Source organism: Curtobacterium sp. Csp1 (genome assembly GCF_013347185.1).
This window is the reverse complement of record NZ_CP054594.1, coordinates 1405246-1418009: the sequence shown is the minus strand read 5'-3', so window position 1 is coordinate 1418009 and position 12764 is coordinate 1405246. Positions and strand designations below refer to the sequence as shown.

Sequence of the window (12764 nt, the reverse complement as noted above, 5' to 3'; positions counted from 1 at the left end):
GTCCCACCCCGCGAAGGGGGCAGGACTCACTGGATGACGGGTCTCATTTCGAGCCGCTCATCAGTTGTCCATAAGCCGTTCAGCCTGTTCTGTCGTGTCCTGGTGTCCGCCCGACTGCTCGGCTGCGAGGCCGTGCAGGTGGTCGAGCACTGCGGACGTGTCGGGTTCGCGATCCAGCCGGAGCGCCCGGCGGAAGGCCCGGCGCTTGACGGCCAGTTCGTAGGCTTCGACGGTCGGGTTGAGCCACGCTCCCCTGCCCGGCATGACTGCCTTCGGGTCCGCCACGACGCGACCGTCGCTCGAGGCGACGACACGGAGGAGGGAGGACCGGGGAGCACGGCGACGACTGCCGATGCACGTTCTGACGGGAACCACCTTACTCCTCACCTCCGACGACCGCGATCCGGCGCGCCCGACCGGGCCACGCCGAGGGCGAAAACGCACCGGACGACAGCCGCCGTCCGGTGCCGGGAGCCGCTACTCGTCGCCGTCCAGGATCGAGCCCTGACCGGCACTGCCTGGATGTCGACCCTACTCGTCGCCGTCCAGGATCGAGCCCTGACCGGCACTGCCTGGATGTCGATCCCTACTCGTCGCCGTCCAGGATCGAGTCCGGCTGGATGTCGATCCGCGCGCCGGTGAGCTTCGCGGCGAGGCGGGCGTTCTGCCCTTCCTTGCCGATCGCGAGCGACAGCTGGTAGTCCGGCACGAGCGCGCGGACGGCCTTCGTCGAGGCGTCGAGCACGAACGCGCTCGTCACCTTCGCCGGCGACAGGGCGCTCGCGACGAAGGACGCCAGGTCGGACGAGTAGTCGACGATGTCGATCTTCTCCGCGCCGAGCTCGGTCGTCACGGCACGCACGCGCGCACCGAGCTCGCCGATGCACGCGCCCTTCGCGTTCACGCCGGACTCGTTCGCCTTCACGGCGAGCTTCGTGCGGTGCCCGGCCTCGCGGGCGATCGAGGTGATCTCGACGACGCCGGAGGCGATCTCCGGGACCTCGAGCGCGAAGAGCTTGCGGACGAGCCCGGGGTGCGTGCGCGAGACCGTGATCTGCGGACCCTTCGCCCCGCGGCCGACGCTCGTGACGTAGACGCGGATGCGGTTGCCGTGCTTGTACTCCTCGCCCGGGACCTGCTCCTCGGGCGGGAGGATCGCCTCGACCGTGCCGAGGTCGACGTGCACCATCTTCGGGTTCGGACCCTGCTGGATCACGCCCGCGACGATGTCGCCCTCCTTGCCACGGAACTGCCCGAGGATCTTGTCGTCGCCGATGTCGCGGAGGCGCTGGTTGATGACCTGCTTCGCGGCGAAGGCGGCGATGCGGCCGAAGTCGCTCGGCTGGTCGACGGCCTCGCCGACGACGGTGCCCTCCTCGTCGCGCTCCGGCACGTAGACCGAGACCTCGCCGGACTTGCGGTCGAGCTCGACACGCGCCTGGGCGTCGACGGGCTCGTCGTTCTCCGCGCGGTGCTTCTGGTACGCCGTCAGGATGGCGGATTCGATGATCTGGACGAGTTCGTCGAACGGGATCTCCCGCTCGCGCTCCATGAGTCGCAGGACTGCGAGGTCGATCTTCACCGAGGTGCCTCCGTATTCAGCTGAGTCGCCTCCGCGGGGTGGATCTGCGCGGAAGTCGGCGACCAGCGTACCCCAGAACGGGACGGGAGGCGCGTGGCGGAGCCGCCACGCCTCCCTCGCAGGCTCGGTCGGCGCGCCCCGCGCAGCGCTCCGCGTCGCCGCCGAGCGGGGCGCGCCCGTCCGTCAGGGGGTTGCGATCAGATCGCGCGGACCGCCTCGAGCAGCTCCGCGACCGGCACGTCGCGGCGGACGCCGGACCGCCGGTCCCACAGTTCGACGACGCCGTCGGCGGCGCCCCGACCGGCGACGACGACCACGGGCACGCCGAGGAGCTCGGCGTCGCGGAGCTTCACGCCGGGCGAGACCTTCGGGCGGTCGTCGTAGACGACGTCGTACCGCTCGTCCTCGAGGGTCGCGATGAGCGACGACGCGACGTCGTAGGCGACCTCGTCCTTGCCGGTGGCGACCACGTGCACGTCGAACGGTGCGATCTCCTTCGGCCAGGCGAGGCCCTTCTCGTCGTTGTGCGCCTCGGCGAGGATCGCCATGATGCGCGTGACGCCGATGCCGTAGGAACCCATCGTGACGGTCGCGAGCTTGCCGTTCTCGTCCTGGACCTTGAGTCCGAGGGCCTCGGCGTACTTGCGGCCGAGCTGGAAGACGTGCCCGATCTCCATGCCGCGGGCGGTCTCGAGGGGGCCCGAGCCGTCCGGTGCGGGGTCGCCGGCACGGACGTCCGCGACGTCGGCGGTGCCGTCCGCGGTGAAGTCGCGACCCGCCACGAGGCCGGAGACGTGCACACCGCGCTCGTTCGCACCGGTGACCCACGCGGTCCCCTCGGCGACCCGGGGGTCGACGAGGTACCGGATACCCGAGGGGCTGTCGGCGCCCAGGACCTGCGGGCCGATGTAGCCCTTCACGAACACACCGGGGTGGCGCTTGAAGTCGTCGTCGCCGGCCGCCTCGACCTCGGCGGGCGCGAAGGCCACTTCGGCGCGCTTCAGGTCGACGTCCCGGTCGCCGGGGAGCCCGACGACGACGACCTCGCGGGTGCCGTCGAGGTGCGTCAGGGCGAGCACGACGTTCTTCAGGGTGTCCGCAGCCGTCCACCGACGGTCCGCGCGGGGGGCGGCGTCGTTGGCGTGCGCGACGAGCGTGTCGATCGTCGGGGTGTCCGCCGCGGGCAGGCGCACGGGGTCCGGCTGCCCCTCGATCGGCAGGCTGTCGGCCGCGGGGGTGACGTAGGCCTCGACGTTCGCCGCGTAGCCGCCGGCGCTCCGGACGAAGGTGTCCTCGCCGACGCCGATCGGGTGCAGGAACTCCTCGGACTTCGAGCCGCCCATCGCGCCGGCGTCCGCCTGGACGATCACGTACTCGAGGCCGAGTCGGGCGAAGATGCGCTCGTAGGCGTCGCGCATGACCTGGTAGCTGCGCTCGAGGCCCTCGTCCGTGAGGTCGAACGAGTACGCGTCCTTCATGGTGAACTCGCGCCCGCGCAGGAGTCCGGCGCGCGGCCGGGCCTCGTCGCGGTACTTGTCCTGGATCTGGAACAGCGTGACCGGGAGGTCCTTGTACGAGCCGTACAGGTCCTTCACGAGGAGCGCGAACATCTCCTCGTGTGTGGGCGCGAGCAGGTAGTCGGCGCCCTTGCGGTCCTGCAGGCGGAACATCCCCTCGCCGTACTCGGCCCAGCGGTTCGTCGCCTCGTAGGGCTCACGCGGCAGGAGCGCGGGCAGCAGGACCTCCTGCGCGCCGGCGGCCACCATCTCCTGGCGGACGATGTCCTCGATGCGGCGGCGGACGCGCAGGCCGAGCGGCAGCCACGCGAAGATCCCTGGGGACTGACGACGGACGTAGCCGGCGCGGACGAGCAGCTTCGCGCTCGTCACCTCGGCGTCGGAGGGGTCGTCGCGGAGCGTGCGGAGGAAGAGATGGGAGAGCCGTGTGACCACGGGGCAAGCCTAGCGGCGCACGCGGCCCTCCCCGCGACTACGGGGTCGTGACGACCTGGGGCGAACCCGTCGTGGCGTCCGGGCCCATCTCGTCGGCGAGCCGGTTGGCCTCCTCGATGAGGGTCTGCACGATCTCGCGCTCCGGGACGGTCTTGATGACCTGCCCCTTCACGAAGATCTGTCCCTTCCCGTTGCCGGACGCGACGCCGAGGTCTGCCTCGCGCGCTTCGCCGGGACCGTTCACGACGCAGCCCATGACGGCGACGCGGAGCGGGACGGTCATGCCCTCGAGCCCCTTCGTGACGTCGTTGGCGAGCTGGTAGACGTCGACCTGTGCGCGGCCGCAGCTCGGGCACGAGACGATCTCGAGCTTGCGTTCCCGCAGGTTGAGCGACTGCAGGATCTGCAGGCCGACCTTGACCTCCTGCGCGGGCGGCGCGGAGAGCGAGACGCGGATGGTGTCGCCGATGCCCTCGGCGAGCAGGATGCCGAACGCCGTGGCGCTCTTGATCGTGCCCTGGAACTCCGGGCCGGCCTCGGTCACGCCGAGGTGCAGCGGCCAGTCCCCCGCGGCGGCGAGCTGCCGGTAGGCCTTCACCATGACGATCGGGTCGTTGTGCTTGACCGAGATCTTGAAGTCGTGGAAGTCGTGCTCCTCGAACAGGGACGCTTCCCACACGGCGGACTCGACCAGTGCTTCGGGCGTGGCCTTGCCGTACTTCTGCAGCAGGCTCGGCTCGAGCGACCCGGCGTTCACACCGATGCGCAGCGAGACGCCCGCGTCCTTCGCGGCCCGGGCGATCGCGCCGACCTGGTCGTCGAACTTGCGGATGTTGCCCGGGTTCACACGGACGGCGGCGCACCCGGCGTCGATGGCCTGGAAGACGTACTTCGGCTGGAAGTGGATGTCGGCGATGACCGGGATCTGCGACTTCTTCGCGATGATCGGCAGCGCGTCGGCGTCGTCCTGGCTCGGGACCGCGACGCGCACGATGTCGCACCCGGAGGCGGTGAGCTCGGCGATCTGCTGCAGCGTCGCGTTGATGTTCGTCGTCGGCGTGGTGGTCATCGACTGCACCGAGACAGGTGCGTCGCCGCCCACGAGGACCTTGCCCACCCGGATCTGCCGCGACTTCCGACGCGGGCTCAGGGTTTCGGGGACTTTCGGCAGACCGAGGTTCACTGCTGGCACGAGGTGCACTCTACGCGCTCGCGGTGCCGTCACTCGGCGCTGGTCACCAGGTCCGTCCCGCGGTCCACGACCGTGACGAGCGGTGCGTACAGCCGCATCGCGTCGAGGGCGCGCTCGTGGTCCGCGTCGGTGGCGCCGGCGCACGCGTCGGCGACGACCGTGACGGTCGCGCCGGCGTCGGCAGCGGCCAGCGCGGTGCTCAGCACGCAGCAGTCGGTGGAGACGCCGGTGAGCACGAGGTGCGGGTGGTCGCCGACGACGGCGCGGAGGCTCGTCCCCCACTTGCCGAAGGTCGGTTCCGTGACGACGGGGTCGCGTCGGTCGACCGCGGCGGATGCGAAGGGCTCGGTCAGGCCGTACAGCGGGTCGCCGTCCGGGACGAGCGCGAACGGCCAGTCCCGGTAGTACGGCACCCAGGCACCCTCGGGCCGCTCGGGCGCGACGAAGCGCGTGAAGACCGTGCGACCGGCGAACCGGGGCAGCAGCCGTCCGGTCCCGGCGGCGGCCGCGTCGTACCGCGGCGCCGCCCACGGGCTGTCACCGGTGAAGATGCGCTGCAGGTCGATCGCGACGAGCCACGCGTCGGGCGGGACGACGACGCTCACGCCTGCTCCTGGCGGCGCACGGACCCGCGCGCGGTGAGGAGCGTGCCGACGAACCCGACCACGAGCGCGACGAGGACGCCGAGGTTGGCGTACGCCCACGCGCCCTGCCGGCCACCGAGGCCGAACGGCTCGAGCAGGTAGCCCTGCCAGTTCAGCCACGCCGGGACGCCGTACGTGTTCGTGACGAGCCCCCAGCCGAGGACGGTCCCGAGGACGACGAGCCCGATCGCGGCCCAGCGCACGTCGCCGTAGCGGCCCCGCACGTCGTCGAGCTCGGCGTCCGCGTAGGCCCGGCGTCGCAGCAGCACGTCGGCGACGAACACCCCCGCCCAGGCGGCGATCGGCACGCCGAGGGTCACGAGGAACGCCTGGAACGGCGAGATGAAGTCCTTCGCGAAGAAGACCACGTACACGGCCCCGGCGACCATGAACACGCCGTCGACCCCGGCCGCGACGGGCCGCGGGATCCGGACGCCGGCGCTGAGGAGCGCGAGCCCGGACGAGTAGATGTCGAGCACGGCACCGCCGACGAGCCCGAGGATCGCGACGAGGGCGAACGGGACGAGGAACCACACGGGGAGGATCGTCGTGAGCGCACCGATCGGGTCGGCGCCGATCGCGCTGTTCAGGTCCTTCGACGAGCCCGCGAGCAGGACGCCCACCACGACCAGGACGGCGGGAGCGAGCGCACCGCCGAACGTCGTCCACCAGACCACGCCCCCGGTCGAGGCGGTCCGCGGCAGGTAGCGCGAGTAGTCCGCAGCGGCGTTGACCCAGCCGAGCCCGAAGCCCGTCATCACGAGGACGAGTGCGCCGAGGACGTTCTGGGCGCTTCCGGACGGCAGGGCGCCGAGCGTGCCGAGGTCGATCGACGGCACCGCGAGCACGACGTAGACCACCGTGAGCACGGCGGTGACGACGGTGATCACGGTCTGCAGGCGCATGATGACGTCGAAGCCGGCGATCCCCGCCCCGACCACCAGCGCGGCGACCACGACCAGGGCGACGAGCTTCGTCACGACGCCGTCGTCCCAGCCGAGCTCCCGGAACACGGTCGACGTCGCCAGGACCGCGAGGGACGCCAGCGCGGTCTCCCACCCGACGGTGAGCACCCAGCTCAGGAACGACGGCAGCCGGTTCCCCCGCACGCCGAACGCCGCGCGGCTGAGGACCATCGTCGGCGCCGAGCCACGCTTGCCGGCGATCGCGACGATCCCGCAGAGCAGGAACGAGAACGCGACGCCGACGACGGACACGATCGTCGCCTGGGCCAGCGAGATGCCGAACCCGAGGACGAACGAGCCGTAGCTCAGGCCGAGCACCGAGACGTTCGCGGCGAACCACGGCCAGAACAGCCCGCGGGGCCGCCCCTTCCGGTCGGACTCGGCGATGACGTCGATGCCCTGGCGCTCGACGGCGCGGACCTCGGGGGCTGTGCTCATGCGCCCGAGCGTAGTGCTAGCCGAACAGGTTCACCGGTCGCACGATGTCGGCGTAGACGAGGAGCGCGCTCATCCCGGCCAGGAGCACGACGACGACCATCGTGAGCGGCATCGTCTTGGCCAGGTCGATCGCGCCCGGGTCCGGCTTGCCGACGAGCAGGTACGCGCGGCGCTTCACGGCCTCCCACAGCGCCCCGGCGATGTGACCACCGTCGAGCGGCAGGAGCGGCACCATGTTGAGCACGAACAGGCCGATGTTGAGCGACGCCAGGAGCCCGAGGATCGTGTAGACCTTGTCGACCACGGGGACCCCGCTCATCGACGAGACCTCACCGATGGCCCGGCCGACGCCGACGACCGAGACCGGGCTGTCCTGGGACCGCGCCTGCGAGCCGAACGCCGCGTTCCAGACCGCGACGAGCCGCTGCGGCAGGTCGATGATCAGGTGCGCCGACGCGGCGATCTGCGCGCCCGTCGCGGGGAGGACGGCCGCCGGGGACTGCCGCACGAGGGACTGCCCGATGCTGACCCCCACGACACCGACCTGCTGCGTCTTCGTGGTGCCGTCCGCGTTCTTCGCCGCCGTGCCCTCGGCCGTGACGACGTCGCGGGTGGCGAGCTGCGGCGTGACCTCGAGCGTCTTCCGCGCACCGTCGCGCTCGACCACGACCGTCACGGTCTTGCCGGCGGAGCGCTGGAAGACCTTCGAGACCTCGGCGATCGTCGGGTCCTGCTGGCCGTCCACCGCCAGGACGACGTCGCCGTCGCGGATGCCGGCCTGCTTCGCGGGTGACTCGGCGTCCCCCGGGGCGCACGCCGTGGCGCTGCTCGACGGCAGGACGCAGTCGACGCTCGACGTGAAGGTCGTCGTCGGGGCACCGAAGCCGCACAGCAGCACGCCGAACAGGACGATGCCGATGACGAGGTTCATCGCCGGGCCGGCGACCATGACGATGATGCGCTTCCACGGGGTCAGCCGGTAGAACGCGCGGGAGTCGTCGCCGCCGGAGTCCGCGATCTGCGCGGCGCTCGCCTCGCGCGCGTCCTGCACGAACGCGCCGTACATGCCGGTGTTCGTGATCGCGTTCGGCTTGCCCGAGGCCCGGGGCTTGAGCATGCCGACCATCGAGATGTACCCGCCGAGCAGGATCGGGCGGATCCCGTACTCGGTCTCGCCGCGGCGGAAGGACCACATCGCCTTGCCGAACCCGAGCGAGTACTGCGTGACCTTGACGCCGAAGAGCTTCGCGAAGGACAGGTGGCCGAGCTCGTGGAGGCCGATCGAGACCAGCAGGCCGACGATGAAGACGACCACGCCGAGGACGAACAGGAGCACGGATTCGACGGTCACCAGGAGAGGGTACGGGACCCCGCCCATGACGGAGCCGAGCGCATCCTGAGAGGTGGGGCGGGCCTCCCGTCCGTCAGGTGGTCACCACGGGACGGACGGGAGGCACGGGTCGGGTCAGCGCGTCAGCGCGCGGTCCGCCGCATCGCGGGCCCAGCGCTCGGCCGCCAGTACGCCGTCCAGGGACGGCTCCCCCGCCGTGTGCGCGTCGACGACGCGCCGGACCGTGTCGACGATGTCGAGGAAGCCGATCGCTCCGGCGTGGAAGGCGGCGACGGCCTGCTCGTTCGCGGCGTTGAAGACCGCGGGGAACGTGCCGCCGAGGACCCCGACGTGCTTCGCGAGGTCGACGGCGCCGAAGGCCTGCGCGTCGAGCGGTTCGAAGGTCCAGGTGCTCGCGGTCGTCCAGTCGAGCGGGACGCCCACGCCGGGGACGCGGTCCGGCCAGGCCAGGCCGAGCGCGATCGGCAGGCGCATGTCCGGCGGCGAGGCCTGGGCGATCGTCGAGCCGTCGACGAACTCGACCATCGAGTGCACGATCGACTGCGCGTGCACCGTCACGTCGATGCGGTCGTACGGCACGCCGAACAGCAGGTGCGCCTCGATGACCTCGAGGCCCTTGTTGACGAGCGTCGCGGAGTTCGTCGTGACGACGAGTCCCATGTCCCACGTCGGGTGTGCGAGCGCCTGCGCGGGCGTGACGTCGACGAGCTCGGCGCGGGAGCGTCCGCGGAACGGGCCGCCGCTCGCCGTGAGGACGAGCCGCCGGACCTCGGCGCCGGTGCCCGAGCGGAGCGCCTGCGCGATGGCGGAGTGCTCGCTGTCGACGGGCACGATCTGCCCGGGCGCGGCGGCGGCCTGCACGAGCGGGCCGCCGACGATCAGGCTCTCCTTGTTCGCGAGGGCGAGCGTCGCGCCGGTGTCCAGCGCCGCCAGGGTCGGGCCGAGGCCGACCGAGCCGGTGATGCCGTTGAGGACGACGTCCGCCTCGACACCGCGGACCAGGCGTTCGGCGTCGGCCGCGCCGAACGCGGTCTCCGTGACGCCGAAGCGGGCGGCCTGCTCGGCGACGAGCTCGCGGTTGGTGCCGGCGGTGAGGCCGACGACCTCGAAGCGGTCGGGGTTGCGGGCGACGACGTCGAGGGCCTGGGTGCCGATCGAGCCCGTGCTGCCGAGGACGACGATGCGGCGCCGGCCGGTCGGGCCGGCCGGGCCGGTCGCGTCGGCCGGGCCGGTCGCGTCGGCCGGGCCGGTCGCGTCGGCCGGGCCGGTCGGGCTGGTCGCGTCGGCCGGGCCGGTCGGCGTCATGGTCAGCCCTTGGCCAGTAGGTCGACGACGAAGACGAGCGAGGCGTCCTTCGGGATGTTCGAGCCCTCGGGCGGGTTCGAGCCGTAGGCGTCCTCGGCCGTCGTCACGATGAGGACCTGCGAGCCGATCTTCTGCCCGACCAGGCCGGTGACGAAGCCCTTGATGAGCGAGCCCTCGGACACCGTGAAGGTGGTGGGTGCGCCCTTCGACCACGAGGAGTCGAACTCCTTGCCGCCGTCGAGCGTCACGCCCTTGTACTGCACCAGGACGCTGTCGCCGTCGGCCACGGTGTCGCCGTCGCCCTGCTTGAGGACCTCGACCTCGGTCTTCGCGGGGGCGGTCTCGCCGGCGGGGATCGTGATCTCCGGCTCGCCGTCCGCCTTGTCCTTGACCGTGGGCAGCGCGGGGTTCTGCTCCTGCGGCGTGCCGGTCGCCTTCGTCGGGGTCTTCGCGAGCACGTCCGCGACGACGACGATGTCGCCGCTCGTGGTGAAGCCGAGCGCCGAGGACGCACCGACCGCCGCGACCCGGTCGCCGACCTTGGTGCAGGCGAGCAGGGCGCCGAAGCCGGTGCCGCCCACCGACAGGACCTGCGGGTTGCCCTGGTCGAAGCCGACCGCGCCGAGCTTCGAGGCGTCCTTCGCCTGGTACACGGCGTAGGAGACCTGCGCGAACTCGCCGTCCTTGAGCGCGGCACCGTCGCCCTCGACGACCGTGGAGGCCTGCGGCGTCTTCGCGCTGATGCCCTTGTCGAACGTGACCGTCGGGGCCTCCTTGCCGCCGAACGCACCGCTGACCTCGATGCTCTTCGACGCCGAACCCGGCTTCGGGCAGGCGGAGATCGGCGTGGCCGACGCGCTCGAGGACGCGCTCGGCGAGGCCGACGCGTCACCCGACCCCGAACCGGAGCAGGCGGCGAGTCCCAGCACGACGGCGGGGACGAGGGCGATCGGGAGCAGGCGAAGACGCTTCACGGGGACCTAGTGTGCCGTACGGACCTTGGTGACCGGCGCGTGGTGGACGGGGAACGCCACGGAGCGGGCGATGAAGCAGAGTTCGTTCGCGCGGGCGTGCGCCGCGTCGGCGTCGGCGACGCGGTCCGGCTCGGCGATCGTGACCACCGGGTGCAGGTGGACGGCGGTGACCTCGCCGGTGCCGTCACGGTGGACGTCGAGCGACGCCGTCGCGGTGTCGGTGTAGTCGAGGACGGTGAAGCCCTGCTGCACGGCGACGTACAGGTAGCTCATCATGTGGCACTGCGCGAGGGCGCCGAGCAGCATCTCCTCGGGGTTCCACCGGTCCGCGTCGCCACGGAACGTCGGGTCGGCCGACCCCGGGATGGACGGCTTCCCCGCGGCGGTGACGTCGTGGTCGCGGCCGTAGTCGCGGTAGCCGCTCGTCCCGGTGCCGCGGTTGCCGGTCCAGTTGACGGTGACCTCGTAGGAGTGGTCGCTCACGGTGGCCCTTCGTCGGTGTCGGTACGCTGGCGACATGACGGTGAGCACCGATGTCCGCACTGATCGCCATCCTCTCACCGCCGACGGTTCCGTCGAGCTCGCGGTGCTCGACCGCAACGGCTTCGATGAGAGCCGGCACGTGGGTGCCGGTGTCGTCGTCGGTGCCGACGGTCGGGTGCTCGACGCGGTCGGCGACGTGACGGCGAGCATCTACCCCCGGTCGACGATGAAGCCGTTCCAGGCGCTGGCCATCCGCCGGGCCGGGGCGTCCTTCAGCGACGAGGAACTCGTGCTCACCACGGCGAGCCACGCCGGCACGGCCCCGCACCAGGCCCTCGCCCTGCACATGCTCGAGTCCTTCGACCACACCGAGGCCGACCTGGGCTGCCCGCCGGACATGCCGTTCGACCGGGCGACGGCCCGCACGATGGCAGAGCCCCGGCGCCTGGCGATGAACTGCTCCGGGAAGCACGCGGGCATGCTCGCAGCCTGCCGGGTGAACGGCTGGGACGAGGCCACCTACCTGGACACGGCCCACCCGCTGCAGCAGCGCGTCCGTGACACCGTCGAGGAGTTCACGCGGGAGACGGTCGACCTGGTCGGCACGGACGGGTGCGGCGCCCCGGTGTTCCCCCTGACCCTGACCGGACTCGCCCGCGGCTTCGCGGGCGTGGTCGCACGAGCGGACGCCGACTCCGCCGCGCTCGTCGACGCGGTCCTGGACCACCCCTGGGCGATCGACGGCGTCGGGCGGGCCAACACCGTCACGATCGAGCGCCTGCAGGTCCTCGCGAAGTTCGGCGCCGAGGGCGTCATGGTGATGGGCCTGCCCGGAGGCGCGGCCGTCGCCGTGAAGACGCTGGACGGCTCCCAGCGCGCCGGGACCCTCGCGGCGCTGACGCTCCTGCAGCGGAACGGGCTCGTCGATGCAGAGGGCGTCACGGACGTCCTGCGTGCGACGGGCGAGCAGGTGCTCGGTGGCGGGGTGCCCGTCGGCGCGGTGCGGGTCGGCGCCGGCCTGCGCTGAGCTCGACGCCGTCACAGCGCCGGCAACGCGGGGTCGAGCGCGCGTGAGCGGTGGTCCTGCGCCCGTCGCACCGAGCATCCGTAGCGGGTGACCTCGACGACGGTGTCCCACGCCCGAGGCTGCATCCGCTCGCTCGGGACGAGCACGATCGTCGTCCGGATGCGCTCGTCCGCATCGGACAGGACGGCCACCGCCGTCCCCGCGGGGAGGGACACGCCTGCCGGCGCGCCGTCGAGCGCGGCGACCGGCGGCCGAGCGTCGACGAGGTCATCGGCGAGAGCCGTCCGTACGGCACCCCCGATCACCGCCGTCTCCGTCCCGGTCACGGTCGTGGTCGCCGTCGCGGTCGTGGTCACCGTCGCGGTCGTGGTCACCGTCGCGGTCGTGGTCGCGGTCGCACGGAGCAGGACCGCGAGTTCGACGAACACCGCGAGTGCGAGGGCGCCGGTGCCGACCACCACGAGGTGCGTCGGACGCCCAGGTGTGCCGAGTTCGTGACCGATCGGCTCGCCGTCGTCGTCGTGCCCGAGGAGCAGGTCGGACCGGCGGGACTGCGCCTGGCGGGCGGGAGGGTCGTCGCTGGTTCCCGGCAGGGGGCGTGTCCGGGTCGACTCCGGTTCCGGTTCGTCCGACGTCGTCGGTAGCGACCGGCTCGATGCACGGTCGAGCAGGGCGCAGCAGCATGCCGCCCCGAACAGAACGGCCCGCGCGGGACCGTCGAGCGCGAGGAGCACCGCGGCGAGCCCGAGCAGCACGGCGGTGCCGACGAGGGCGGTTCGAGCGACGAGGAGGGACACGCCGGTCAGTCCAGCAGAGTGACGACCTGCCCATGGAGGGAGCCGCCCGTCCTG

General features: G+C 72.1%; 12 protein-coding genes. 1 reads left to right on the top strand and 11 read right to left on the bottom strand.

What is annotated here, in order from left to right:
- Positions 1-60: 60 nt before the first annotated feature.
- From HUN58_RS06885 to HUN58_RS06840, 10 genes are all read right to left on the bottom strand, one after another.
- The gene (locus tag HUN58_RS06885; RefSeq protein ID WP_180225374.1) at positions 61-375 is read right to left on the bottom strand and encodes a YlxR family protein; all 315 of its coding nucleotides are present in this window, start codon (positions 373-375) and stop codon (positions 61-63) included.
- Between the two features lie 211 nt (positions 376-586).
- The gene (gene nusA / locus HUN58_RS06880) at positions 587-1582 is read right to left on the bottom strand and encodes a transcription termination factor NusA (protein WP_058742891.1); all 996 of its coding nucleotides are present in this window, start codon (positions 1580-1582) and stop codon (positions 587-589) included.
- A 197-nt stretch (positions 1583-1779) separates the two neighbouring features.
- Positions 1780-3534, bottom strand: coding sequence for a proline--tRNA ligase (locus tag HUN58_RS06875; protein WP_208745445.1), 1755 nt, complete (start codon positions 3532-3534; stop codon positions 1780-1782).
- Positions 3535-3571: 37 nt separating this feature from the next.
- Entirely contained in the window at positions 3572-4705 is a 1134-nt protein-coding gene (gene ispG / locus HUN58_RS06870) for a flavodoxin-dependent (E)-4-hydroxy-3-methylbut-2-enyl-diphosphate synthase (protein ID WP_058742895.1), read from the bottom strand.
- Positions 4706-4755: 50 nt separating this feature from the next.
- Positions 4756-5331 (bottom strand): cysteine hydrolase family protein, encoded by a 576-nt coding sequence (locus HUN58_RS06865; RefSeq protein WP_058742889.1) that lies wholly within the window; start codon positions 5329-5331, stop codon positions 4756-4758.
- Complete coding sequence (locus HUN58_RS06860) at positions 5328-6773, bottom strand: cytosine permease (protein WP_141861845.1); 1446 nt, start codon at positions 6771-6773, stop codon at positions 5328-5330. The genes HUN58_RS06865 and HUN58_RS06860 overlap by 4 nt, the downstream gene beginning before the upstream one ends.
- Before the next feature lie 16 nt (positions 6774-6789).
- Positions 6790-8124 (bottom strand): RIP metalloprotease, encoded by a 1335-nt coding sequence (locus tag HUN58_RS06855; RefSeq protein ID WP_175326338.1) that lies wholly within the window; start codon positions 8122-8124, stop codon positions 6790-6792.
- 114 nt (positions 8125-8238) lie between these two features.
- Positions 8239-9429, bottom strand: a complete 1191-nt coding sequence (locus HUN58_RS06850; RefSeq protein ID WP_180225377.1) for a 1-deoxy-D-xylulose-5-phosphate reductoisomerase — start codon at positions 9427-9429, stop codon at positions 8239-8241.
- Between the two features lie 2 nt (positions 9430-9431).
- Positions 9432-10403, bottom strand: a complete 972-nt coding sequence (locus HUN58_RS06845) for an FKBP-type peptidyl-prolyl cis-trans isomerase (protein WP_114849990.1) — start codon at positions 10401-10403, stop codon at positions 9432-9434.
- A gap of 6 nt (positions 10404-10409) precedes the next feature.
- A complete protein-coding gene (locus HUN58_RS06840) occupies positions 10410-10886 on the bottom strand; it encodes an OsmC family protein (RefSeq protein ID WP_254631635.1) in 477 nt (158 codons plus the stop codon).
- A gap of 34 nt (positions 10887-10920) precedes the next feature.
- On the opposite strand from HUN58_RS06840, the gene HUN58_RS06835 reads away from it, so the two are divergent.
- The gene (locus HUN58_RS06835; protein WP_180225379.1) at positions 10921-11913 is read left to right on the top strand and encodes an asparaginase; all 993 of its coding nucleotides are present in this window, start codon (positions 10921-10923) and stop codon (positions 11911-11913) included.
- Positions 11914-11924: 11 nt separating this feature from the next.
- Here the strand turns inward: HUN58_RS06835 and HUN58_RS06830 are convergent, their stop codons facing one another.
- Positions 11925-12710, bottom strand: a complete 786-nt coding sequence (locus HUN58_RS06830; RefSeq protein WP_180225380.1) for a hypothetical protein — start codon at positions 12708-12710, stop codon at positions 11925-11927.
- Between the last annotated feature and the right edge of the window lie 54 nt (positions 12711-12764).

Coding starts and splice junctions, on each gene's coding strand:
- HUN58_RS06860 (WP_141861845.1), bottom strand. CDS start 6,773: ATGAGCACAGCCCCCGAGGTCCGCGCCGTCGAGCGCCAGGGCATCGAC.
- HUN58_RS06850 (WP_180225377.1), bottom strand. CDS start 9,429: ATGACGCCGACCGGCCCGGCCGACGCGACCAGCCCGACCGGCCCGGCC.
- HUN58_RS06835 (WP_180225379.1), top strand. CDS start 10,921: ATGACGGTGAGCACCGATGTCCGCACTGATCGCCATCCTCTCACCGCC.